The organism is Saccharothrix isguenensis (assembly GCF_052936305.1).
Window position 1 is genome coordinate 6,741,892 of record NZ_CP193626.1, and the last position, 24,071, is coordinate 6,765,962.

General features: G+C 70.5%; 19 protein-coding genes and 2 tRNA genes. 5 read left to right on the plus strand and 16 right to left on the minus strand.

Annotation, left to right across the window (positions count from 1 at the left end):
- Position 1: 1 nt before the first annotated feature.
- The 4 genes from ACRAKI_RS30240 to gltX all read right to left on the minus strand — a co-directional run bounded on the left by ACRAKI_RS30240 (position 2) and on the right by gltX (position 2,673).
- Positions 2–74: transfer RNA gene (locus tag ACRAKI_RS30240), tRNA-Glu, on the minus strand.
- 81 nt (positions 75–155) lie between these two features.
- A tRNA-Gln gene (locus ACRAKI_RS30245) sits at positions 156–227 on the minus strand.
- Between the two features lie 113 nt (positions 228–340).
- Positions 341–1,078 carry an HAD family hydrolase gene (locus ACRAKI_RS30250; RefSeq protein WP_447003888.1) on the minus strand — a complete coding sequence of 246 codons (738 nt, stop codon included), beginning with the start codon at positions 1,076–1,078 and terminating at the stop codon, positions 341–343.
- A 104-nt stretch (positions 1,079–1,182) separates the two neighbouring features.
- Positions 1,183–2,673 (minus strand): glutamate--tRNA ligase, encoded by a 1,491-nt coding sequence (gene gltX, locus ACRAKI_RS30255; protein WP_447003889.1) that lies wholly within the window; start codon positions 2,671–2,673, stop codon positions 1,183–1,185.
- Between the two features lie 87 nt (positions 2,674–2,760).
- On the opposite strand from gltX, the gene ACRAKI_RS30260 reads away from it, so the two are divergent.
- Complete coding sequence (locus ACRAKI_RS30260) at positions 2,761–4,011, plus strand: FAD-dependent oxidoreductase (protein WP_447008561.1); 1,251 nt, start codon at positions 2,761–2,763, stop codon at positions 4,009–4,011.
- A gap of 4 nt (positions 4,012–4,015) precedes the next feature.
- Here ACRAKI_RS30260 and ACRAKI_RS30265 read toward each other — a convergent pair whose 3' ends face one another.
- On the minus strand, positions 4,016–4,786 hold the full coding sequence (locus ACRAKI_RS30265; protein WP_447003890.1) for a fumarylacetoacetate hydrolase family protein: 771 nt from the start codon (positions 4,784–4,786) through the stop codon (positions 4,016–4,018).
- Between the two features lie 57 nt (positions 4,787–4,843).
- Between ACRAKI_RS30265 and ACRAKI_RS30270 the strand changes: the two genes are divergently transcribed.
- Entirely contained in the window at positions 4,844–5,461 is a 618-nt protein-coding gene (locus ACRAKI_RS30270) for a S1 family peptidase (protein ID WP_447003891.1), read from the plus strand.
- Here the strand turns inward: ACRAKI_RS30270 and cimA are convergent.
- The 11 genes from cimA to ACRAKI_RS30325 all read right to left on the minus strand — a co-directional run bounded on the left by cimA (position 5,442) and on the right by ACRAKI_RS30325 (position 20,922).
- Positions 5,442–7,037, minus strand: a complete 1,596-nt coding sequence (gene cimA / locus ACRAKI_RS30275; RefSeq protein ID WP_447003892.1) for a citramalate synthase — start codon at positions 7,035–7,037, stop codon at positions 5,442–5,444. The genes ACRAKI_RS30270 and cimA overlap by 20 nt on opposite strands.
- A gap of 200 nt (positions 7,038–7,237) precedes the next feature.
- The gene (locus ACRAKI_RS30280; RefSeq protein WP_447003893.1) at positions 7,238–8,224 is read right to left on the minus strand and encodes an ABC transporter substrate-binding protein; all 987 of its coding nucleotides are present in this window, start codon (positions 8,222–8,224) and stop codon (positions 7,238–7,240) included.
- A complete protein-coding gene (locus ACRAKI_RS30285) occupies positions 8,221–8,973 on the minus strand; it encodes a heme ABC transporter ATP-binding protein (protein ID WP_447003894.1) in 753 nt (250 codons plus the stop codon). Before ACRAKI_RS30285 ends, ACRAKI_RS30280 begins: the two co-directional genes overlap by 4 nt.
- Positions 8,973–10,046: a FecCD family ABC transporter permease gene (locus tag ACRAKI_RS30290; protein WP_447003895.1), complete on the minus strand. Its 1,074-nt coding sequence runs from the start codon at positions 10,044–10,046 to the stop codon at positions 8,973–8,975. Before ACRAKI_RS30290 ends, ACRAKI_RS30285 begins: the two co-directional genes overlap by 1 nt.
- A 324-nt stretch (positions 10,047–10,370) precedes the next feature.
- Positions 10,371–11,408, minus strand: coding sequence for a 3-isopropylmalate dehydrogenase (locus tag ACRAKI_RS30295; protein ID WP_447003896.1), 1,038 nt, complete (start codon positions 11,406–11,408; stop codon positions 10,371–10,373).
- A 250-nt stretch (positions 11,409–11,658) separates the two neighbouring features.
- Complete coding sequence (locus ACRAKI_RS30300) at positions 11,659–14,988, minus strand: S8 family serine peptidase (RefSeq protein WP_447003897.1); 3,330 nt, start codon at positions 14,986–14,988, stop codon at positions 11,659–11,661.
- A 278-nt stretch (positions 14,989–15,266) separates the two neighbouring features.
- On the minus strand, positions 15,267–16,856 hold the full coding sequence (gene serA, locus ACRAKI_RS30305; RefSeq protein ID WP_447003898.1) for a phosphoglycerate dehydrogenase: 1,590 nt from the start codon (positions 16,854–16,856) through the stop codon (positions 15,267–15,269).
- Positions 16,857–17,184: 328 nt separating this feature from the next.
- A complete protein-coding gene (locus ACRAKI_RS30310) occupies positions 17,185–17,454 on the minus strand; it encodes a DUF397 domain-containing protein (RefSeq protein WP_158843276.1) in 270 nt (89 codons plus the stop codon).
- Between the two features lie 70 nt (positions 17,455–17,524).
- Positions 17,525–18,538, minus strand: coding sequence for a ketol-acid reductoisomerase (gene ilvC / locus ACRAKI_RS30315; RefSeq protein WP_447003899.1), 1,014 nt, complete (start codon positions 18,536–18,538; stop codon positions 17,525–17,527).
- A gap of 31 nt (positions 18,539–18,569) precedes the next feature.
- Complete coding sequence (ilvN, locus tag ACRAKI_RS30320; RefSeq protein WP_053723072.1) at positions 18,570–19,076, minus strand: acetolactate synthase small subunit; 507 nt, start codon at positions 19,074–19,076, stop codon at positions 18,570–18,572.
- Positions 19,077–19,083: 7 nt separating this feature from the next.
- The gene (locus tag ACRAKI_RS30325) at positions 19,084–20,922 is read right to left on the minus strand and encodes an acetolactate synthase large subunit (protein ID WP_447003900.1); all 1,839 of its coding nucleotides are present in this window, start codon (positions 20,920–20,922) and stop codon (positions 19,084–19,086) included.
- A gap of 269 nt (positions 20,923–21,191) precedes the next feature.
- Between ACRAKI_RS30325 and ACRAKI_RS30330 the strand changes: the two genes are divergently transcribed.
- From ACRAKI_RS30330 to ilvD, 3 genes are all read left to right on the plus strand, one after another.
- Positions 21,192–21,659 (plus strand): PH domain-containing protein, encoded by a 468-nt coding sequence (locus tag ACRAKI_RS30330; protein ID WP_447003901.1) that lies wholly within the window; start codon positions 21,192–21,194, stop codon positions 21,657–21,659.
- A gap of 26 nt (positions 21,660–21,685) precedes the next feature.
- The gene (locus ACRAKI_RS30335) at positions 21,686–22,099 is read left to right on the plus strand and encodes a vitamin K epoxide reductase family protein (protein ID WP_447003902.1); all 414 of its coding nucleotides are present in this window, start codon (positions 21,686–21,688) and stop codon (positions 22,097–22,099) included.
- A gap of 79 nt (positions 22,100–22,178) precedes the next feature.
- Positions 22,179–24,023 (plus strand): dihydroxy-acid dehydratase, encoded by a 1,845-nt coding sequence (gene ilvD / locus ACRAKI_RS30340; protein ID WP_447003903.1) that lies wholly within the window; start codon positions 22,179–22,181, stop codon positions 24,021–24,023.
- The last annotated feature ends 48 nt before the right edge of the window (positions 24,024–24,071 follow it).

Below are 24,071 nucleotides of genomic sequence, written 5' to 3' on the forward strand. Positions count from 1 at the left end.
GTAGCCCCGATGGGATTCGAACCCACGCTACCGCCTTGAGAGGGCGGCGTCCTAGGCCGCTAGACGACGGGGCCAGGATCTTTGTTATTCACTTTGTTGTCTTGCTGTCCTGCGTTGGGAGGTAGCTTACCACACTTGGTTTTCTACCGCCGCAGCTGGGGTACCAGGACTCGAACCTAGACTAACTGAACCAGAATCAGTCGTGCTGCCAATTACACCATACCCCATTGGGTTCCCGATCAACTTACCCGACCGCCTTGGTCTGCACCGAGGCTTTGGGGGCTGTCCGTTCCGCCGGGAGGAATACTAGACCACGGGCCCGGCGGAACGGAAATCGGGGTCACGCCGAGGCGGCCGACAGCTCGCAGACCAGCAGTTCGGGCAGCTCAGCGAGGCTGGTGATGGCGGAGATGCCCGTGGGCAGCGCGCCCTCGCGCGGGCCCTGGCGGTTCAGCCACACGCCCTTCATCCCCGCGTCGCGCGCGCCGATCGCGTCGGCGTGCAGGCGGTCGCCGACGTGCACCGTGTCGCTCAACTCCACGCCGAGGTCGGCGCACGCGGTGTCGAAGATCACCCGGTCCGGTTTGGCGGCGCCCACTTCGCCCGCGATGAGCACCGTGTCGAAGTACTGGGCGAGCCCCAGGGTGGCGATCTTCACCCGCTGGTGCCGCCCTGAGGCGTTGCTCACCGCGGCCATGGGCAGACCGGTGGCCCGAAGCCACTCCAGGCACGGGACGACGTCGGGGAACAGCCGCCAACCGGACGCCAGGACGTCCTGCCGGTGCAGTTCCCGGCGGGTCGCCTCCTCCTGGTCCAGCTCCTCACCCAGGGCCGCGAAGAACGCGCGCGTGCGGATGTTGCGCATCGTCTCGTACTCGAGTTCGCCCGCGAGGAGTCGCTCGCAGTGCTCGTCGGTGATGCGCTGCCACAGCGGCCAGGCGTCGGCGTTGCCGACCATCGCGGCCAGGGCGGCCCGGGACGATGTGCTGTAGTCGACAAGGGTGTCGTCGACGTCGAGGCACACGGCCCGGATCTCGCCGGTTCTCCGAGGTGTGTAAGTCGGGGCTGCGGTTGTCACCCCGTGAGGCTAGGTGCGGTCACCCCTCGTCCGACTCGACCAGAGAGGTGATATCTGACGGTTCTTGCACGGTCAAGGACCGCTTGAGCACCCGAACGAACCAGTCAGATTGCCCCGAGAGCGCGGCGCAAGCGCCCGATCGAGCGACTTCGACCGACCAGTTCCATCGATTCGTACAGCGGAGGCGAGACGGTACGGCCCGTCACGGCAACCCGCACCGGGGCGTACGCCTTGCGCGGTTTGAGGCCCAACCCGTCCACAAGGGACACCTTCAGGGCTTCCTCGATCGCGGCGGCCGTCCACTCCGGAAGGGCTTCCAGCGCGCTGATGCTCGCCTCCAGCACCGGCTTGGCGTCCGCGCCGAGCGCCTTGGCCGCCGAGTCGGGCTCCGGCGTGAAGTCCTCGTCCGGGACGAACAGGAACCGGACCATCCCGGACGCCTCGGACAGCACGACGAGCCGTTCCTGGACGAGCGGTGCGACGCCGGAGAGCAGGGCCACCTGCTCCTCGGTCGGCTCGGGCGGCAGCACCCCGTCCTCGACCAGGTACGGCAGCACTCGGCTGACGAAGTCCTCGACGGGCAGCGCGCGCAGGTGCGTGGCGTTGATCGCCTCGGCCTTCTTCAGGTCGAAGCGGGCCGGGTTGGCGCTCACCTTCGCCAGGTCGAACGCCGCGACCAGCTCGTCGACCGAGAAGATGTCGCGGTCGTCCGCGATGGACCAGCCTAGCAGCGCGAGGTAGTTCAGCAGGCCTTCGGGCACGAACCCGCGGTCCCGGTACAGGAACAGGTTGGACTGCGGGTCGCGCTTGGACAGCTTCTTGTTGCCCTCGCCCATCACGTAGGGCAGGTGCCCGAACTCGGGCGTGAACGACGTGACACCGATTCGCGTCAACGCCTGGTACAGCGCGATCTGGCGGGGCGTGGACGGGAGCAGGTCCTCACCGCGCAGCACGTGCGTGATGCCCATCAGGGCGTCGTCCACCGGGTTCACGAACGGGTACAGCGGGTCGCCGTTGGCGCGCACCATCACCGGGTCGGGGGTGCTGCCCGCCTTGAACGTGATCTCGCCGCGCACCAGGTCGACCCACGTGATGTCCTCGTCGGGCATCTTCAGCCGAAGCACGGGTTCGCGGCCGGCGGCGCGGAACGCGGCCTTCTGCTCGTCGGTCAGACCGCGGTCGTGGCCGTCGTAGCCGAGCTTCGGGTCCTGGCCGGCGGCCTTGCGGCGGGCCTCGATCTCCTCGGCGTTGGAGTACGACTCGTACAGCTCGCCCGCCTCGAACAGGCGCTTCGCGATGTCCTCGTAGAGGTCGCGGCGCCGGCTCTGCCGGTACGGCGCGTGCGGTCCGCCGACCTCGGGGCCCTCGTCCCAGTCCAGGCCGAGCCACCGCATGGCTTCCAGCAGTGAGAGGTACGACTCCTCGGAGTCGCGGGCCGCGTCGGTGTCCTCGATCCGGAACACCACGGCGCCACCGGTGTGGCGGGCGTAGGCCCAGTTGAAGAGGGCGGTGCGGATGAGCCCCACGTGGGGCGTGCCGGTCGGCGACGGGCAGAACCGGACGCGGACCTCTGATCTTGCAGCTGATGCGCTCATGACCCGATCAGCCTATCCGGCTTGACCGCGCCGGTTCCGAGGAGCATCCTGAAGTTATTCAACCGGTGTTGAAAAGAGGAGGGGTTGATCGTGGAACGAACCGGGGTCGTGGTCGTCGGCGGCGGACCGGCCGGCATGGTGGCCGGGTTGCTGCTGGCCAGGGCCGGTGTCGAGGTGACGGTGCTGGAGAAGCACGGCGACTTCCTGCGCGACTTCCGCGGTGACACGGTGCACGCGTCCACGCTGACGCTGCTGGACGAGCTGGGGCTCGGGCCGTCGTTCGCCGAGGTGCCGCAGCAGCGCGTGGAGAAGGTCCAGGTCCTGCTGGACGACGGCCCGCAGACGATGGCGGACCTGTCCCGGCTGCCGGGGCCGCACAAGCACATCGCGCTCGTGCCGCAGTGGGACTTCCTGGACCTGCTGGCCGACGCGGGCAAGCGTGAACGGACTTTCACGTTGCGGATGAACACCGAGGTCACCGGCCTGGTCATGGAGAGGGGCAAGGTGACGGGTGTCCGCTACCGCACGGCGGGGGGCGGGACCGACGAGCTGGCGGCCGACCTCGTGATCGCGGCCGACGGGCGGCACTCGCTGGTGCGCGAGCAGGCCGGGCTCCCGGTGCGCGCGTTCGGCGCGCCGATGGACGTGTGGTGGTTCCGGCTGCCGCGCGACGCGGACGAGACGAGCGGCGGCATGGGCCGGTTCAGCCAGGGCAACGGACTGGTGCTGATCAACCGCGGCGACTACTTCCAGACCGCGTTCCTGATCCGCAAGGGCACCGACCGGATGCTGCGGGCCGAGGGCGTCGCGGCGTTCCGCAAGCGGGTGGCCGCGCTCATCCCGTGGCTGGAGGAGCGGATGGAGACGGTCGAGTCGCTGGACGACGTGAAGCTGCTGGACGTGAAGCTCGACCGGTTGCGGCGCTGGCACGGCGACGGCGTGCTGTGCATCGGCGACGCCGCGCACGCCATGTCGCCGATCGGCGGTGTGGGCATCAACCTGGCGGTGCAGGACGCGGTGGCCGCCGCGCGGATCGTGGCCGCTCCGCTGCGGCGGGGTGAGCTGTCGCCGAAGGTGCTGGCGAAGGTGCGGCGCAGGCGGTGGTTCCCGACCGCGGCGACGCAGGCGTTCCAGCGGCGCATCCAGGACTCGTTCCTGAAGCCCGCGCTGGCGGGCACGTCGACCATCGCGCGGGGGAAGGTGCCGCTGCCGGTCAGGCTGATCCGGCGGTTCCCGCGGCTGCAGGTCGTGCCGGGCTACCTGGTGGCGATCGGGCTGCGGCCCGAGCACGCGCCGACGTTCGCCCGGCGCGCGCCCGAACGCATCGAGCGCGGCTGAGGCCTCAGCGCTTCGAGACGGGGTTGGCCAGCGTGCCCAGGCCTTCGACGGTCACCGACACGGTCTGCCCCGGAGCCAGCGGACCGACGCCGGCGGGCGTGCCGGTGAGGATCACGTCCAGCGGGCGCAGGGTCATCACCGCGGAGATGTACTCGATCAGCTCCGGGATGTCGTGCAGCAGCAGCGAGGTCCGCGAGTCCTGCTTGACCTCGCCGTCCACCTCGGTGCGGATGACCACGTCGGACGGGTCGAACTCGGTCTCCACCCACGGCCCCAGCGGGCAGAACGTGTCGAAGCCCTTGGCCCGCGTCCACTGCCCGTCGGCCTTCTGGAGGTCGCGCGCGGTGACGTCGTTGGCGATCGTGTAGCCGAGGATCGACTGGCGGGCGCGGGAGGCGGGGATGTCCCGACCGCCCATGCCGATCACCACCGCGAGTTCGCCCTCGAAGTCGACCCGCTCGGACACCGCCGGCAGCTTGATGTCGACGTTGGGCCCGATCACCGTGGTGTTGGGCTTGAGGAACATCAACGGGTTGTCCGGCACCTCGTTGCCCAGCTCGGCGGCGTGCTCGGCGTAGTTGCGGCCGATGGCCACGATCTTGGGCGGCAGGAACGGCGCCAGCAGGCGCACGTCGGCCAGCGGCCAGCGGCGACCGGTGAACGTGGGGTTGGCGAAGGGGTCCTCGGCGATCTCGACCGCGGTGAGGTCGTCGCCTTCGCCTTCGATCGCGGCGAAGGCGAGGCCGTCGGGCTGGGCGATACGGGCAATGCGCACGGAGATCACCCTAACCGGCGGCTTGAAACCGCACCGTTCGTCCCTAGCGTCGAAGGGATGCGAACCCTGCTGATCGTCCTCACCCTGCTGGTCGCCACGGCGACCCCCGCTTCGGCGGCGACCCCGCTGGAAGCCGGCACGATGCTCACCACGTCCACCGGCATGCGCTGCACGAACGGCTTCAACGTGCGCGGCCACCTGGTCGTCTCGCCGTCGTGCGGCTCCGTCGGCACGACCGTGCGCGGTCCCGGCGGCGTCGACATCGGTCCCGTCATCGCGGTCCGGCCCGCCTACGCCGTCGTCCGGATCACCAACCCCTACGCCTGGGTCCAGCGGCCCACCGTCGTCGGCAACACCCGCTCCATCACCGGCTCGTTCGAGACGCCGGTCGGCGGGCAGGTGTGCGCGGTGAGCCAGACCACCGGCTTGTGGTGCGGCACCGTGGTGGCCAAGAACGTCACCGTCTCCTACCCCACCGGCGCCGTCCACGGGCTGACCCGGACGAACCTGTGCGCGGAACCGGGTGACCGCGAGTGGGCGCCCGTCTTCACCGGCACCCAGGCGCAGGGCCACGTGCTCGGCGGCAGCGGGAACTGCACCACCGGCGGCGCGTCCTTCTTCTACCCGGTCAACCGGATCCTGTCCGCGGAGGGGTTCACGCTCGTGACGGGCTGACCCGGGCCGCCTTGTGCACCAGCGCGTCGCACAGGGCGAGCCAGCTGGCCTCGACGATGTTCCCGTGCACGCCCACGGTGGTCCACTCGCGCTCGCCGTCGGTGGACTCCACCAGCACGCGGGTGACGGCGTCGGTGCCGTGCTGATCCGTCAGGATGCGGACCTTGTAGTCGTTCAGCTGCACCGCGTCCAGCCAGGACAGGTGGGGCAGCAACGCCTTCCGCAACGCGGCGTCCAGCGCGTGCACCGGCCCGTTGCCCTCGGCGGTGGCGATGACCCGCTCACCGGCGACGTGCACCTTCACCGTGGCCTCGGACACGATCGCGCCGTCCTGGTGGTGGTCGAGCACGACGCGGTACGACTCCAGCACGAACGGTGGCGTGTCCAGCTCGGACAGCTCGTTCTTGATGAGCAGTTCGAGGGAGGCGTCGGCGGCTTCGAAGGACCAGCCGCCCGACTCCAGTTCCTTCACCTTGCGCACCACGTTGGTGAGCGCTTCCGGCCGGCGGGTCAGGTCGATCCCGAACTCACGTCCCTTGAGCTCGAGACTGGCCCGACCCGCCATCTCGGTGACCAGCACCCGCATGTCGTTGCCGACGGTGTCCGGATCGATGTGGTTGTACAGCTCCGGATCCACCTTGATCGCGCTCGCGTGCAGCCCCGCCTTGTGGGCGAAGGCCGACGACCCGACGTAGGCCTGGTGGGTCTCGGGGGCGATGTTCGCGATCTCGGCCAACGCATGGGAGACCCGGGTCAGCTCGGCCAGCGATTCGTGCGGTAGCACCTGCAGGCCGAGCTTGGTCACGAGGTTCCCGACGACGGCGAACAGGTCGGCGTTGCCCGCCCGCTCGCCGTAGCCGTTCGCGGTGCACTGGACGTGGGTCGCCCCCGCCTGCACCGCGGCGATGGTGTTGGCCACCGCGCAGGACGTGTCGTCCTGGCAGTGGATGCCGACGCGGAAGCCCGTGCGGGCGATCACGTCGGCGACGGTCTCGGCCAGGCCCAGGGGCAGCTGGCCGCCGTTGGTGTCGCACAGCACGACGACGTCCGCGCCACCCTCCACAGCGGACTCCAGCACGCGCAGCGACGTGTCCGGGTCGAAGGCGAAGCCGTCGAAGAAGTGCTCGGCGTCGAGGAAGACCCGGCGGCCCTCGTGCACCAGGTGGCGGACCGTGTCGCGGACCATCGCGCAGTTCTCCGCGACGTCGGTGCGCAGGGCGCGTTCGATGTGCCTGCGGTCCGACTTCGCGACCAGCGTCACGACCGGCGTCCGGGCCTCCAGCAGTGCCCTGACCTGGGCGTCTTCGTGCACTTTGACGCCCGCCTTGCGGGTCGAGCCGAACGCGACGAGCTGTGCGTGCTTGAGCGTGAGCTCCCCCGCCGCGGCGCGGGCGAAGAACTCGGTGTCCTTCGGCATGGCGCCCGGCCAGCCACCCTCGATGAACCCCACGCCCAGCGAGTCGAGCAGCCGGGACACGGCCAACTTGTCGTTGACCGAGTACGAGATGCCCTCGCGCTGGGCGCCGTCCCGCAGGGTCGTGTCGAAGAGGTGGAATGAATCGCCGAGGGGGGTCACGAAGGGGCTCCTAGAGATCTCGGAAAACAAAAAGACCCCCCGCAGGATGCGAGAGGTCAGCGCGTCGGTTGCTTCGGGGAAGCACTAGCCGACGCGCTCAGCGATAATGATCACGGTGTGGAGAGCCACGTCGCCGATGGTGCCACAACCCGCCCGGCGATACCAAGCCACGGACGGGTTGTCCCACATCCTGGGTGCGGCTAGCCGCCGCTACCGCCGTTGTCGGCCAGGAACCTGGCGAACGCCTCGATGGCGGCGGGGTTGCGAGGGCTCTCCACCAGCGCGGCGTACGGCAGCACGAAGAACCGCTTGTCCCTGATCGCGGTGACGTCCGCGAGCGGCTGGTACGACTCCAGGAACGCCCGCTTCTCGTCCGGTGTGGTCGCCTGGCCGTCCGCGTAGTCGTTGATCAGGACCACGTCCGGGTCGCGGGCGACGACGGCTTCCCAGCCGACCGTGGTCCAGCTGTCGTCCAGGTCGCCGAAGATGTTCTCGCCGCCGGCCTTGTCGATGATGTCCTGCGGCGCGCCGTTGCGGCCGGAGGTGAACGGCTGGTCGAGGCCGCTGTCGTAGAGGAACACCTTCGGGCGGTGCTCCTTGACCAGCTCCGCCGCGTCCGCGACCTGCTTCCGGTAGCCCGCGATCAGTTCGTCGGCCCTGGCCTCCACGCCGAAGATGCGGCCGAGGTTCCGGAGGTCCGTGTAGAGGGCTTCCAGCGGGGGCATGATGCCGCGCTGCCTGCCCACGCCGTTCCGGCACGCCTCGGTGAGCTGGTAGGTGGCGATGCCCAGGTCTTCGAGCGCGTCCGGGGTGAAGCCGGTGCTCTCCGAGAAGCCGTAGTTCCAGCCGGCGAACACCAGGTCGGCCCCCGCGCCCTGGACGAGCTCCTTGGTGATCTGCTCGCCCAGTCGCGGCACGCGCTCGAAGTCCGCCTTCCACGGTGACGACGCGACGTCGCGCGCCTGGCCGCCGGCGATGACGTAGCCCGCCATCCGATCGCCCAGGCCGAGCGCGAACATCAGCTCGGTGATGCCGGTGTCGTTGGTGACCACACGGGACGGCCTCTGGTAGGCGACCTCCTGCCCGCAGTTCGTGACGGTGGCGGTGGCCGTCGGCTCGGTGTGGGCGATCCGCGCACCGCAGCCGGTCGTGAGCAGGACCAGGGTGAACGCGACGAGCCTCTTCACGGGTGGGTCTCCCTGTGTTCGAACAGCAGTTGCGGCACGCCGCTGGTGGGGTGGCGCACCACGTGGGCGCGGACGTGGAAGACCTCTTGGAGGACTTCGGGGGTGAGCACTTCCGCCGGCTTGCCGCTGCGCACCACCCGGCCGTGGTCCAGGACGTGCAGGCGGTCGCAGTAGGCGGCGGCGAGGTTGAGGTCGTGCAGGACGGCGAGGACGGTGACGCCGAGGCCCCGGACCAGGTCGAGGACGGCCAGCTGGTGGCTGATGTCGAGGTGGTTGGTGGGTTCGTCCAGGACGAGGACCTTCGGCTGCTGCGCGAGGGCACGGGCGATGAGGACGCGCTGGCGCTCGCCGCCGGAGAGGGTGAGGAAGCTGCGGTCGGCGAGGTGCGCGGCGTCCACCCGGGACAGTGCGTCGGCTTGGACCCGCTCGTCCTCGCGCTCGGTGGCGCGGTGCGGGAGGCGGCCCATCGCGACCACTTCGGCGACCGTGAAGTCGAACTCGACGTGGCTGTCCTGGGTGAGCGCGGCGAGGTCCCTGGCGGTGTCACGGACCTTGGTGGCGGTGATGTCCCTGCCGTCCAGCCGGATCACTCCCCCGGACGGTTTCAGCGCCCGGTAGACGCAGCGGAGGGTGGTGGACTTGCCGCTGCCGTTGGGGCCGACGATGCCGTGCACCTCGCCCGACCCGGCGTGCAGGTCGACGCCGTGGAGGATGCGGTCGACGGTGACGTGGTCGAGTCGGACGTCCATCAGCGACCGCCGAACACGTAGCCGCGGCGGCGCATCAGCAGGATGAAGCACGGCACGCCCAGCGCGGCCGTGATGACGCCGAGAGGCAGTTCTTCGGGTGCGGCGAGCAGGCGTGCGGCGACGTCCACCCAGATGAGGAAGCACGCGCCGGCCAACGGCGCCACGGCGAGCACCTTCCGGTGGTCCGCGCCCACGACGAGGCGAACCAGGTGCGGGAGCATGAGGCCGACGAACCCGACCGCGCCGCTGACCGCGACCAGGACGCCGGTCATGGCGGCGGTGACGAGGAAGAGCTCCTGGCGGGTGCGGGAGACGTCGATGCCGAGGGTGGTGGCGGTCTCGTCGCCCATGGAGAGCGCGTTGAGGTGCTTGGCGCGGGTTCGCAGGTGCACGACTCCCGCGCCGACGACCGTCGCGGCGATCGGCAGCGATGCCCACGTGACGCCGCCGAGGCTGCCCAGGAGCCAGAACATCGCGGCCCGCGCGGCCTCACCGCGTGGTGACTGGAAGACCAGGAGCATGGCGATGGCGGAGAAGCCGTAGGCCATGGCGGTGCCGGTGAGGACGAGGCGCAGCGGGGTGAGGTTACGGCCGGCGACCAGGTAGACGATCGCCATCGCGGCGAGCGCGGCGAGGAACGCGGCCGTGGAGAGGGCGTAGATGCCGAGGGACGCGAACAGGCCCGTGGTCGCCACCGCGGTGGCGCCGACGCTCGCGCCGGAGGAGATGCCGAGGACGTACGGGTCGGCGAGGGCGTTGCGGACCATGGCCTGGATCGCGACGCCGACGACCGACAGTCCCGCGCCGACGACGGCGGCGAGGAGGACGCGCGGGAGCCGGATGTCCCAGACAATCCGGTAGGGGCCGGCTTCGGCGGCGTCGATCGTCGCGCCGGTGAGGGCGGCTCGCAGGAAGCGGAGGACGTCGGCGAACGGGATGCCCACCGGCCCCAGTGCGACACCGCAGACGACCGAGCCGGCGAGGACGGCGGTGAGCGCGAGGCACAGGCCCGTGGTGGACGGGCGGCGTGGTGGAGCCGGTGCAGCCGGGGAACGACTGCTGGTGGAGGTCACCGGTCGCCTTTCGGCCAGGTGGCCTCGACCGGTCGGCCGGCGCCGCTCGTGGCAGGCCGGCGCACCCGTCCCGCGGACCACGGCAGGAATGGAGCTTCTTCCCACCGCCCACGGGTGATCGGGCTCGCCGAGCGTGGTGCTCGGCCTACCGTTGCGGGTCAGCGCCGGAATTCGACCGGACTTCCCCCACGGGCGGTACCGGACGACCTTACGCGTCAGGGCCACCGCGGCGGCTGCCGTGGTGGCCCTGATCACGTGTTCCGAGCTTGAACCCGGTTGTTCCGAACGCAGGACTCGCGCGTTCCGAACGCAGGACTCGCGGGGTCAGGCGGTTCGGACGTTGGACGAGACGAGCGCGGCGAGGCGGTCGCCCACCGCGTAGGTGGCGCCGGGCGACGAGTGGTCACGAGTCGCCAGATCAAAGGCCACCGACGCTTCGATCCTCCTGGCCGACTCCGACTCGCCCAGGTGGTCGAGCATCAGGGCGACGGAGAGGACCGCCGCCGTCGGGTCGGCGATGCCCTGGCCCGCGATGTCCGGCGCGCTGCCGTGCACCGGCTCGAACATGCTCGGGTTGCGCCGCGTCACGTCGAGGTTCCCGGACGCCGCGAGACCGATGCCACCGGTCACCGCCGCCGCCAGGTCGGTCAGGATGTCGCCGAACAGGTTGTCCGTCACGATCACGTCGTACCGGCCGGGGTCGGTGACCAGGTGGATCGTCGCCGCGTCCACGTGCTGGTACGCCACCGTCACGTCGGGGTGCTGCAACGACACCTCCTCCACCACGCGCGACCACAACGACCCGGCGTGCGTGAGCACGTTGGTCTTGTGCACGAGCGTGAGGTGCTTGCGCGGCCGGTTGGCGGCACGGCCGAACGCGTCGCGCACCACCCGCTCCACGCCGAACGACGTGTTGATCGACACCTCGGTCGCGATCTCGTGCGGCGTGTCCTTCCGCAAGAGCCCGCCGTTGCCGGCGTACAGGCCTTCCGTGCCCTCGCGCACCACCACCATGTCGATCTCGGGCGGGTCGGCGATCGGGCTGCGCACGCCGGGGTAGAGCCGGGCCGGGCGCAGGTTCACGTGGTGGTCGAGCTCGAACCGGAGCCGGAGCAACAGACCGCGTTCCAGGATCCCGCTGGGCACCGACGGGTCGCCCACGGCGCCGAGCAGGATCGCGTCGTGCTGGCGGAGTTCCCCGAGCACCGACTCCGGCAGCAACTCACCTGTGGCGTGCCAACGCGCCGCCCCGAGGTCGTAGCGGGTGATCTCGGCCGCGGGAACGACCTCACCGAGCACCTTCAGGGCCTCGGCGACGACCTCGGGCCCGATCCCGTCTCCTGGGATCACTGCGAGCCGCATCCACACACCTCCCAGGTATCAGTCCCATTGCGCGGGACTAGTTTCCAATGCGAAAGGCTACCGGTCCGGAGCGCCGGAACCGCACTCGGAACACCCCTCCGTGGCCATATCTCCCGGACTGCGGGACACCCGAACGGTTCAAGGCCCCCGTTCGGTCGTCACCCGATGCGCGTAAACGGCTCTGGCCGGCCGGGGCAACCCCCGACCGGCCAGAGCGACGCGCGACGTCAGTCCGTCGAGCGGCTCGACGTCACTCCGCCGAGCGGTGGGCCGAACGGCCCCGGACCTTCACCACGTCCGCCTTGTCACCGGAGGCGTTGTGGTGGTTCAGGACGAGCAGGCTGTCCGCACCGTCCAGCGCCAGCGACTCGGCGTCGCGGTTGACCACCAGCGCGGTGCCCGGACGGGACTGGTAGGACAGCGCGGCGTCGCCGCCGCCCTGCACCCACAGCCCCGGCTTGAGCGGGTCGAACGACAGCCTGGTCGGGATCGCGTCGACCAGGCCGTTGGACGAGCCCGGCGCGACGTAGTACCCGGCCACGCCGACCTGGTAGCCGATCCGCGACGTGTCCGCCGACGGGTCGATCCCCAGGGCGGACAGCAGCACCGGCAGCACCACGACGTTCGTGTCGAACACGTTGGTGTCCACGTCGCCGAACTGGCCGTTGACGCCCTGGATGTCGACCGCGGCACCGGTGTTCAGGTCCACCGTGACCGCGACCAGCAGGTCGGTGTCGGTCAGCTTGGTCGCGTAGACCTCGTAGTCGAACGCGCCGTCGCCGTCGGTGTCGATGTCGACGAACGGGATGGTGTTGTTGCCGAGGTTGTACCAGTTGCCCCAGGTCGACAGGCCGAACGCGAGCAGCGACTGCTCCGGCCTGCCCTGCGCCTTGGCCAGCGGCGCGGTGGACGTGACACCGACGTGACGCAGGTCACCACCCTTGGCCGTGTCGTTCAGCACGCAGTTGGCGGTGACGTTGCGGCGGCACTCCGGCAGCCGCGGCGAGGACGCCTGGAGCTCCAGCACGCTCACCAGCGACTTGTACGCGCCCTGGTCGACGCCCCGGCCGGTCAGGTTCAGCACGCCCTGGCCGGTGCCCGTGATCCGGACGCTGTTGGGCGCGTTGATGTCGGCCACCGGCTTCGGCGCCGAGTACACCGGCACCCGCAGCGGGACCGAAGCGCCCCTGGTCGGCGTCAGCACGACCCGGCCCGACGCGTCGGCCAGGTACTGGCGCGGCGTGTCGAGGTGGTTGGCCTCGATCGTCGGGTCGGCCGTCTTGCGCAGCGCGGCCGGGTCGTCGATCTTCAGCGTGACGGTGATCCGGGCGACGCCGCGCGGGCTGAGCCGCACGGTGGACGTCGACAGGTCGTAGCGCACACCCGGGATCTGGGTCAGCGCCTCGTAGCCGACGGTGTAGTCGACCCAGCTGGTGGACTTGTTGACCACCTTGATGGTCTTCGTCCGCGACACCGGCTGCGCCACCTCGACCGTGCCGAACGACGCGGACACGGCGCCCGGGTCGTCCTGCACGTAGGCGAGCACCTGGTTCTCCACCGCGGCCTTGGCGTTGACGCGGCCCGCGCCGACGCGGTTGGGCGCGTAGGTCCTGCCGTCCGCCTTGACGTCGGCGCCCGCGCTGTTCATGACCGCGGCCTTGACCTCTTCGGGCGTCCAGTCCGGGTGGACCTGGCGCACCAGCGCGGCGACACCGGAGATGTGCGGCGCGGCCATCGACGTGCCCGAGTTGACCTGCGTCTTGTTGCCCGAGCCGACCAGCGCCGAGGCGATGGAGTCACCGGGAGCGGCCACGTCCGGCTTCACGACCGGGCCGCGCACGCCGCGCGAGGTGAACGAGCTGGGGGTGTCGGTGATCGACGTGTCGAACGTCGGCAGCGAGGTGCGCAGGTCGCCCGCCTGGCGGACCACCAGCCCGCCCGCGGCCAGCACCGGGCGCAGCTCCGCGGTGGCCGAGCCGGTGAACTGGAACACCGGGATCGTCGCGTTGCCGGAGATGCCCGCGTTGAAGTGCTCCAGCTGCGAGGTGAACACCGCGCCGACGGCGCCGGCGGCGGTGGCGTTGTTGGTCCGGCCGACCGAGCCGCAGCGACGCGTGGCGTCGTTGTCGTCCCACTCCAGCCAGACCATCTTGCCCGCGACGGCGGCCTTGTCGGCGGGGTTGAACGCCAGGCAGCCGTCCTTGTTGGCGGCGTCGGACATCGCCACGACGGGCGCGGAGACGTCCAGGCCCTCGTAGTCGAAGGCCACGCTGTACTGGCCGGCCTTCTTGCCCGCGGAACCGGCCGGGGCGGTCACCTCGACCGCGTCGCGCAGCACGTAGGAGTCGCGCGTGCTGGCCACGGTCAGCGCCTCGGGGGTGCTGCCCGGCGAGCCGCCGATGTCGTAGAGGTCGCCGCCGTTGCCCGCGGAGAACACGGTGAGCACGCCGGAGGCGTTGAGCTTGCGCACGAACAGGCTGTCCGGGTCGTCCGGTGCGCCGTAGTCGGAGCCGAGCGACAGGTTGACCACGTCGAGGTGGTCGGAGAAGTCGCCGTCGCCGTCCGGGTCGAGCGACCAGTCCAGGGCCTGCGCGGTGACGTTGGTCGAGCCGTCGCAGCCGAACACCTTCAGCGCGTACAGCAGGGCCTTCGGCGCGGTGCCCGGACCGATGCGCATCCCGTCCAGCGCCTCGGGGGTGAGCTTGGTGTAGTCGCCCTCGAAGGTGGTGCCGTCGGCGTTGACACCGAAGCCCGCGGCGGTGCCGGCGACGTGCGTGCCGTGGCCGTTGCAGTCCAGCGGGTTCGGGTCCGGCTTCGGCGTGTTCAGCGCCGGGTCGTCGCTGCTGCCGTCGTAGGCGTTGCCGACGAAGTCGTAGCCGCCGACCACCTTGGCGGTCGGGAAGTACGAGGCGTCGACCTTGGTCTCGTCGATCGCCTGGAACGCCTCGATCGTGCCGGGGCCCGCGAAGTCGCTGTGGGTGTAGTCGATCCCCGTGTCGATGATGCCGATGCGGGTGTCGTCACCGAGCTTGCCGTACTCCTGCCACGCCTTGAGCGTGTTCGTCAGCTGCACGGCGGTGGAGTTCTGGCGCTTCTTCGGCACCACGGTCCGCACGGACTTCACGTCCGCGCGCTGGGCCAGTTCGCGCACCTTCGCCGCGTCGGCCTGGACGACCACGCCCGGCACGCCGTTCGCGGTCCGGTACAGCTCCTTGGTGGCCGAGTCCTTGCCCCGGAGCGCGTCGACGACCACGTCGGTCACCCGGCGGGTGTCGTTCTTGGTGGCCTTGGCGGCGTCCTTGGCCTGCTGCTTGGTCGCGCCCTTGCCGGTCTGCTCGGCGAACGTGTCGACGGCCGGCTTGGCCTCCAGCTCCACGAACGCGGTGACGCGGCCCTTCGCGGCGGTCAGCCGGTCGGACACCTTCAACTGCAACTTGCCGGCGTCCAGTCCGCGCGCGGCGGCGACGGACGGCGCCAGTGGATCATCGGCGGCCAGCGCGGTACCGGCGGTGGACCCGGCGACGAGTAGCGCCGCCAGCACCGGTACGGCTGATCTGGCGACAACGCGAGATCGGCTCACAACGTGCCCCAACCGAGGTCGGATTCGACCGGGCAGGCAGCGTCGCGTGAAATCGGGGGAACTGCCCGCGTGGTGCCGTGCCCTCTACGGCACCGGGTCAACCTCGTGGGAGGGAACCTAACTGCTCGATCGAGTCGATCAGTTCGTCCGAACGAGTGACGACACCCACAGTTTTGACGACTAACCGTCAACTGTGACACCGCCGAGACCTGCGGCGATATACATCAGCAGGTCTCGGCGGCGTTACTCCGTTTCGGGGACCACCAGCGGGCGGACGGTCAGTCGAAGTTGACCGAGCGAACCGTGCGCGCGCCGACGGACGCGCCGATCGGGTCGAGCACAGCGGTGTCCACCGGGCGGTCGACGCGCAGCAGCATGAACGCGTCCGCGCCGTCCTTGGTCTGGCTGATCTGGGCGGCCTCGACGTTCACGCCGGCCTCGCCGAGCAGCGTGCCGACGGTGCCCATCACGCCCGGCCGGTCCGGGTACTCCAGCAGCAGCACGTTGCCCTCGGCGCGCAGGTCGAAGCTGCGGTCGTTGATGCCGACCAGCTTCTCCACCTGGTCCAGACCCGTGAGCGTGCCCGACACGGTGATGACCGCGCCGTCCGCCTGCACCGCGCGCACCGTGACCAGGCTGCGGTGGTTGGCGCTCTCCGGCTCCTTCACCAGGTCGACGCTCACCCCGAGCGCGGTGGCCAGCGCCGGGGCGTTGACGAAGGTGACCTGCTCCTCGACCACGCTGGAGAACACGCCGCGCAGCGCGGCCAGCGGCAGCACCGCGACGTCCTCGCTGGACAGCTCGCCGCGCACCTCGATGGTGACCGAGGTCGGGGCCTTCGCGCTCAGCGCCGCGACCACCGTGCCCAGCTTCTGCACCAGCGGCAGGTACGGGCGGACCTCCTCGCCGACCACGCCGCCGCCCTGCACGTTCACCGCGTCCGGCACGAAATCGCCGGCCAGCGCCAGCAGCACCGACTTGGCCACGTCCGTGCCCGCCCGGTCCTGCGCCTCGGTGGTGGACGCGCCCAGGTGCGGGGTGACCACGACGTTCGGCAGGCCGAACAGCGGGCTCTCGGTGGTGGGCTCGGTGGAGAACACGTCGATGCCCGCGCCGCCGACCTGGCCCTCCTTGACGGCCTCGGCCAGCGCTTCCTCGTCGACCAGACCGCCGCGGGCCGCGTTCACGATGATCACGCCGCGCTTGGCCTTGGCCAGCTGCTCGGCGCCGATCAGGCCCTTGGTCTCCGGGGTCTTCGGCAGGTGGATGGAGATGAAGTCCGCGCGCTCCAGCAGCTCCTCCAGCGTCACCAGCTCGATGCCGAGCTGCGCGGCGCGGGCGGCGCTGACGTACGGGTCGTAGGCGATCAGCTCGGTGCCGAAGGCGGCGATGCGGGCGGCGAACAGCTGGCCGATCTTGCCCAGGCCCACCACGCCGACCGTCTTGCCCTGGACCTCGACGCCGTTGAACTTGCTGCGCTTCCACTCGTGGTTCTGGAGGGTGGCGTGCGCGGCCGGGATCTGGCGGGCGGTGGCGAGCAGCAGCGCGACGGCGTGCTCGGCGGCGCTGACGATGTTGGAGGTGGGCGCGTTGACGACCATCACGCCGCGCTCGGTGGCGGCGGGCACCTCGACGTTGTCCAGCCCGACGCCCGCGCGGGCGACGACCTTCAGCTTGGTGGTCGCCTGGAAGACCTCGGCGTTGACCTTGGTGGCGGAGCGGACCAGGAGTGCGTCGGCGTCGGCGACGGCTTCGAGCAGCGCGGGACGGTCGGTGCCGTCGACGTGGCGCACCTCGATGCCATCACCGAAGACGTCGAGAACGGACGGTGCGAGCTTCTCGGCGATGAGGACAACGGGCTTGGTCACGGACGTCGCTCCCGGAGGTGTGAACGGGTGGGGAGCGCGGGGCCGTCGAGCAGGTCGTCACCCGCGCCGGCCGGCCACGACAATGTGTCCGGTTTGTTAACGAGCATAGTCAGCGCCCGGCCGTCGACGGACACCCGGGTGCCCCGTTTCACCTGCTGGAACGCGGTACGTGCGTCCTACAGGGACACCACCCGTTGGCGCCGTAGTCGGGAACGCACGACTCGCGGTGCCCGACTGCGCGGTTCACGGTGCCCGACTGGACGACTCGCGCGGTTTCGGGGCTCTCGCCGCGAGCCCTCCGTTGGGGCACGGTGACACTGCCGGCCCGTCACCAGGGTTCGTCGAACTCGCCGTCCTTGACGCCGAGGATGAAGGCCTCCCACTCGGCGGGCGTGAAGACGAGGACCGGGCCCTCGGGGTGGGCCGAGTTGCGCATCGCCGTGTACGTCACGCCATCGGTGTGCTCGACGAACGCGATCTCGACGTGCTCCTCTTCCTCCTCCGCGCCTTCGTCGCTGCGGATCCACTCGGCGCCGGTGAGGTCGAGGTTGCCCCGGACGTGGGCCTTGTCGTCGTAGATGGGCGCGCTGTCGGTCATGGCCCCTAGGTATACCGGAGCCCGCAGCGTCCGGGGACACTGCGGGCTCCGTACCGCGGAACTGCTGGTCTCAGGCGGTTTCGGTGATGGGGCGGTCGACCCAGGACATCAGGTCGCGCAGCTTCTTGCCGACCTCCTCGATCGGGTGCTGCTCGCCCTCCTGCTGCAACTTCTTGTAGTTGCCGCGGCCGGCGTCGTCCTCGTTCACCCACTCGGTGGCGAAGGTGCCGTCCTGGATCTCGGTCAGGATCTTCCGCATCTCCTCCTTGACCCCCGGCGTGATGACGCGCGGGCCGCGGGTGAGGTCGCCGAACTCGGCGGTGTCGGAGATCGAGTACCGCATCCGGGCGATGCCGCCCTCGTACATCAGGTCCACGATCAGCTTCAGCTCGTGCAGGCACTCGAAGTAGGCGACCTCGGGCGCGTAACCGGCCTCGGTCAGCACCTCGAAACCGGCCTGCACCAGCGCGGACGCGCCACCGCAGAGGACGGCCTGCTCACCGAACAGGTCGGTCTCGGTCTCCTCCTTGAACGTGGTCTTGATGACGCCCGCGCGCGTGCCGCCGATGCCCTTGGCGTACGACAGCGCCAACGCCTGCGCGTTGCCGGTGGCGTCCTGCTCGACCGCGATCAGCGCGGGCACGCCCTTGCCGTCCACGAACTGGCGGCGGACGAGGTGGCCCGGACCCTTCGGCGCGACCATCGCGACGTCCACATTGGACGGCACGGTGATCAGGCCGTAGCGGATGTTGAAGCCGTGGCCGAAGAAGACCGCGTCGCCGTCCTTGAGGTTCGGCGCGATGTCGTTGGCGTAGATGTGCCGCTGCGCGGTGTCCGGCGCCAGGATCATGATCAGGTCGGCCTCGGCTGAGACCTCGGCGGGCGTGCCGACCGGCAGGCCCTCCTCCTCTGCCTTGGCCCGGGACTTCGAGCCCTCGGGCAGGCCGATCCGGACGTCGACGCCCGAGTCGCGCAGGCTCAGCGCGTGCGCGTGGCCCTGGCTGCCGTAGCCGATGACCGCGACCTTGCGCCCCTGGATGATGCTCAGGTCGGCATCGTCGTCGTAGAAGATCTCGACGCTCACTGGTGGTACTTCCTTCCTCGGAACCGGAAAATCAGCGCACCGCGGTCGCGGTGATGGAGCGGGCGCCACGGCCGATGGCGACCATGCCGGACTGGACGATCTCGCGGAGCCCGTAGGGCTCCAGCATCCGCAGCAGCGCGTCGAGCTTCTCGGACGTGCCGGTGGCCTCGACCGTGACCGCCTCCGGGGAGACGTCGACGACCTTCGCGCGGAACAGCTGCACCGTCTCCAGGACCTGGCTGCGCACCGTGGCGTCGGCGCGGACCTTGACGAGCAGGAGCTGCCGCTGAACGGACGCGGCGGGCTCCAGCTCCACGATCTTGATGACGTTGATGAGCTTGTTGAGCTGCTTGGTGACCTGCTCCAGCGGCAGCTCGTCGACCGAGACGACGATGGTCATCCGGGAGATGTCCGGGTGCTCGGTGCGGCCGACGGCGAGCGACTCGATGTTGAACCCGCGCCTGGAGAACAGGCCGGCGACCCGCGCGAGGACACCGGGCTTGTCCTCGACCAGAACGCTCAGGGTGTGCCTAGTCATCACGTCGTCACTCGTCCTCGTCGAACAGCGGGCGGATGCCACGCGCGGCCATGATCTCGCTGTTGCCGGTGCCCGCGGCGACCATCGGCCACACCTGGGCGTCCTTGCCGACCACGAAGTCGATGACGACCGGCCGGTCGTTGATCTCCATGGCCTGGTGGATGACCGCGTCGACCTCTTCGCGCGACTCGGCCCGCAGGCCTGCGCAGCCGTACGCCTCGGCGAGCAGCTTGAAGTCGGGGATGCGGTGCTTGTGCGTGCCCAGGTCGGTGCTGGAGTAGCGCTCGCCGTAGAACAGGGTCTGCCACTGGCGGACCATGCCCAGGTTGCCGTTGTTGATCACGGCGACCTTGATCGGGATGCCCTCGATGGCGCAGGTGGCCAACTCCTGGTTGGTCATCTGGAAGCAGCCGTCGCCGTCGATCGCCCACACCTGGACGTCCGGCATGCCCGCCTTGGCGCCCATCGCGGCGGGCACCGCGTAGCCCATCGTGCCGAGGCCGCCGGAGTTGATCCACGTGCGCGGCGACTCGTACTTGACGAACTGCGCCGCCCACATCTGGTGCTGGCCGACGCCCGCGGTGAACAGGGTGTCCGCCGGGGTCAGCACGCCGATCCGCTCGATCGCGTACTGCGGCGACAGCGTGCCGTCCTCGGGCCAGTCGTAGCCCAGCGGGAACGTCTCGCGCAGCGCGTTCAGCTGCGCCCACCACGGCGCGAGGTCGACGGAGGTGGACGCGTTCTCCTTCTCCGCCCGGACCGCGTCGACCAGCTCGCCGATGATCTCCTTGCAGTCGCCCACGATCGGCACGTCCGCGCGGCGGTTCTTGGAGATCTCCGCCGGGTCGATGTCGGCGTGCACGATCTGCGCGTCCGGCGCGAACGAGCCCAGCTGCCCGGTGACCCGGTCGTCGAACCGCGCGCCGAGGGCGATCAGCAGGTCCGACTTCTGCATCGCGGCGACCGCGCCGACCGAGCCGTGCATGCCGGGCATGCCCATGTGCTGCGGGTGCGAGTCGGGGAACGCGCCGCGCGCCATCAGCGTGGTGACGACCGGGATGTTGGTGGACTCGGCCAGCGCCAGCAGCTCGGCCGACGCCTCGGCCTTGATCACGCCGCCGCCGACGTAGAGGACGGGGCGACGGGCCGCGGCGATCAGCTTCGCGGCCTCGCGCACCTGCTTGCCGTGCGGCCGGGTCGTCGGCCGGTAGCCGGGCAGCCGCATCTCCGGCGGCCAGGAGAACGTGGTCATCTCCTGGAGCACGTCCTTGGGGATGTCCACCAGGACGGGGCCGGGGCGGCCGGTGGACGCGAGGTGGAAGGCCTCGGCGATGGCGCGCGGGACGTCCGCGGCGTCGGTGACGAGGAAGTTGTGCTTGGTGATCGGCATGGTGATGCCGCAGATGTCGGCTTCCTGGAACGCGTCGGTGCCGATCAGCGGCCGGGACTGCTGGCCCGTGATGGCGACCACCGGGACGGAGTCCATGTTGGCGTCCGCGAGCGGTGTGACGAGGTTCGTCGCGCCGGGGCCGGAGGTGGCCATGCAGACGCCGACCTTGCCGGTCGCCTGGGCGTACCCGGTCGCGGCGTGGCCCGCGCCCTGCTCGTGGCGGACCAGGATGTGGCGCACCTTGGTGGAGTCGAGCAGCGGGTCGTAGGCAGGCAGGATCGTGCCGCCGGGGATGCCGAAGACCACCTCGCAGCCCACCGCCTCCAGCGAGCGGACGAGGGACTGGGCACCGGTCATGCGGACGGGAGCGCCGCTCGGCGGGGCCGGTTTCGGCCGCGGTCCAGGGCGGGGCGACGGCGGCTCGCCGGGAGCCGGTCGCGAGGTTGCGCTGGTCATCTGTCTGCCTCGTGGGTAAGGAGAATGCACGGTCCGGGCACGAAAAAACCCTCGCCAACCCGTACGGGCCGGACGAGGGTCGCGCGTCGACGCAAGCTCGAATGCCTAGGCGTCGACGCGCCTGGGAAGTACGAGAACGAGGTTGCGCTGCATGGCCCTGACGTTAACCGTCAAGGGTGCGGAGCGTCAACTGTGCGGGACGGCACTCCCGGATGGTGGACGGTTCGAGCTGCGTGGACGTGGGTCGGAGTCACCCGCTCGGAGGACCGGTGGCAGCATCTGGAGACGTGCCGAAAGCCGTGTTCCGCATCCCCACGCCCGCCGTGATCGCCGCCGCTTCCGCCGCCATCTGCGCGACGCCCGTCGCGTGGGCCGCGCCGGGCCTCCAGGCCCTCTACCTGTTCCCGGCCGCGTTCGTGTGGTGGGTGCTGCGCAACCGGACGACCGTGGACGGCGAGCGGATCGTGGCGCGGAGCACGTTCGGCCGGCGGGTGGTCGAGTGGTCGGACGTGAAGGCGATCAAGGTGGTGCCGAAGGGGTGGTTGTCGGCGGTCCTCGCGGACGACTCGCTGGTCCGGCTGCCCGCCGTCCGCGCCGGTCACCTGTCCATGTTGTCGCTGGTCAGCAACGGTCGGGTGGCCGACCCGACGGCGGTGCCGAGGGTCGAGGAGCCCGCCGAGGGCCCGGTCGAGCCCAACGGGGACGAAACGGCGCCGCCGCTAAAGTCCGACGAGTGAGCTCCACCACGCGAACCCTTCGGTGGGTGCCGGTCGTCAGCCTTCTGCTGTCCTTGGCGGGCCTGGCGGTCTCCGCCTACCTCACCGTCGCGCACTTCACCGCCGGCGCGCTGCTGTGCGCCGAGGGCGAGGTGATCGACTGCGGCACGGTCACCACCAGCGAGCAGTCCGAGCTGTTCGGCATCCCGGTCGCGGTGCTGGGGCTGGCGTTCTTCGCGTTCATGACGGTCGCGTGCCTGCCGTTCGCCTGGCGCAACGAGACCCTGCACTGGGCCAGGTTGGCGTCGATCGGCGTCGGCGTGCTGTTCGTGGTCTACCTCGTCGCGGCCGAGTTCGTGCTCATCGGCAAGATCTGCCTGTGGTGCACCGCTGTGCACGTCATCACGCTCGCGCTCGCCGCCGTGCTGGTCACCGGCGCGTTGCGGCGGAGTAATCTCTGAGGCACCGCTCCAGCCTCCCGCGCCCCACCCCGCGCGCGCCGTTCGGGTAGCACCTTTCGAAAAGACTTCTGGAGGAGCCGTGCCACCGCTCCGTTCCCGCACCACCACCCACGGCCGCAACGCGGCGGGCGCACGCGCCCTCTGGCGTGCGACCGGCATGACCGACAGCGATTTCGGCAAGCCGATCGTGGCCATCGCCAACTCCTACACGCAGTTCGTGCCGGGCCACGTGCACCTGCGCGACCTCGGGGACATCGTGGCCGACGCGATCCGCGAGGCGGGCGGGGTCCCGCGCGAGTTCCACACCATCGCGGTGGACGACGGCATCGCCATGGGGCACAGCGGGATGCTGTACTCGCTGCCGTCGCGCGAGATCATCGCCGACTCGGTCGAGTACATGGTCAACGCGCACCAGGCCGACGCGATCGTGTGCATCTCGAACTGCGACAAGATCACCCCCGGCATGGTGAACGCGGCGATGCGGCTCAACGTCCCGGTCGTGTTCGTCTCCGGCGGGCCGATGGAGGCGGGCAAGGCGGTCGTGGTCGACGGCGTGGCCGTCGCGCCGACCGACCTGATCACCGCGATCTCCGCGTCCGCGTCGCCGGACGTGGACGAGGCCGGGTTGGCCGAGGTGGAGCGGTCCGCGTGCCCGACCTGCGGCTCGTGCTCCGGCATGTTCACCGCGAACTCGATGAACTGCCTCACCGAGGCGCTGGGCCTGGCGCTGCCGGGCAACGGCTCCACGCTGGCCACGCACTCCGCGCGCCGCGAGCTGTTCGCCGAGGCCGGCCGCACGGTCGTGGACCTGTGCCGGCGGTACTACGAGCAGGACGACGAGTCGGTGCTGCCGCGCTCGATCGCCAACCGCAAGGCGTTCGAGAACGCCATGGCGCTGGACATGGCGATGGGCGGCTCCACGAACACCGTGCTGCACATCCTCGCCGCCGCGCGCGAGGGCGAGGTCGACTTCACGCTGGCGGACATCGACGCGCTGAGCCGGCGGGTGCCGTGCCTGTCGAAGGTGTCGCCGAACTCGGACTACCACATGGAGGACGTCCACCGGGCGGGTGGAATCCCGGCCCTGCTGGGTGAGCTGTGGCGCGGTGGCCTGCTGAACGAGGACGTGCGCACCGTGCACAGCCCGGACATCTCGTCGTGGTTGGGCGAGTGGGACGTCCGCGCGGCTTCGCCGTCGGAGCGGGCCGTCGAGCTGTTCCACGCCGCGCCCGGCGGTGTGCGCACGACGCAGGCGTTCTCGACGTCCAACCGGTGGTCGAAGCTGGACACGGACGCGGCGGGCGGCTGCATCCGGGACGTCGAGCACGCGTACACGAAGGACGGCGGCCTGGCCGTGCTGCACGGCAACCTGGCCGAGCGCGGCGCGGTGATCAAGGCGGCGGGCATCGACGAGGAGCTGTGGCACTTCGAGGGGCCGGCGCGGGTGGTCGAGTCCCAGGAGGAGGCCGTCTCGGCGATCCTGAAGAAGGAGATCCAGCCGGGTGACGTCCTCGTGGTCCGCTACGAAGGCCCCGCCGGCGGGCCGGGCATGCAGGAGATGCTGCACCCGACCGCGTTCCTCAAGGGCGCGGGCCTGGGCAAGAAGTGCGCGCTGATCACGGACGGCCGGTTCTCCGGCGGGACGTCGGGCCTGTCCATCGGCCACGTGTCGCCGGAGGCGGCGGGCGGCGGCGTGATCGGCCTGGTCCAGGACGGCGACCGGATCCTGATCGACATCCACGAGCGGCGGCTGGAGTTGCTGGTGGACGAGACGGTGCTGGCCGAGCGGCGGGCGAAGATGGAGGCGTCCGAGCGGCCGTGGCAGCCGGTGGACCGGGTCCGACCGGTGACGGCGGCGCTGCGCGCCTACGCCCGGATGGCGTCGGACGCCTCGACCGGCGCCGTGCGTGACGTGGACAAGTAGGCCTTCCCGGGAACCGGCCGGCGAGAGCTCCAGTCGGCCGGTCCTGGC

Excerpts from the sequence above, each read along its gene's own strand:
- ACRAKI_RS30310 (WP_158843276.1), bottom strand. The coding sequence starts at position 17,454 with ATGACCGACAGCGCGCCCATCTACGACGACAAGGCCCACGTCCGGGGC.
- ACRAKI_RS30295 (WP_447003896.1), bottom strand. The coding sequence starts at position 11,408 with ATGCGGCTCGCAGTGATCCCAGGAGACGGGATCGGGCCCGAGGTCGTC.
- ACRAKI_RS30285 (WP_447003894.1), bottom strand. The coding sequence starts at position 8,973 with ATGGACGTCCGACTCGACCACGTCACCGTCGACCGCATCCTCCACGGC.
- ilvN (WP_053723072.1), bottom strand. The coding sequence starts at position 19,076 with ATGACTAGGCACACCCTGAGCGTTCTGGTCGAGGACAAGCCCGGTGTC.
- ACRAKI_RS30270 (WP_447003891.1), top strand. The coding sequence starts at position 4,844 with ATGCGAACCCTGCTGATCGTCCTCACCCTGCTGGTCGCCACGGCGACC.
- ACRAKI_RS30325 (WP_447003900.1), bottom strand. The coding sequence starts at position 20,922 with ATGACCAGCGCAACCTCGCGACCGGCTCCCGGCGAGCCGCCGTCGCCC.
- gltX (WP_447003889.1), bottom strand. The coding sequence starts at position 2,673 with ATGAGCGCATCAGCTGCAAGATCAGAGGTCCGCGTCCGGTTCTGCCCG.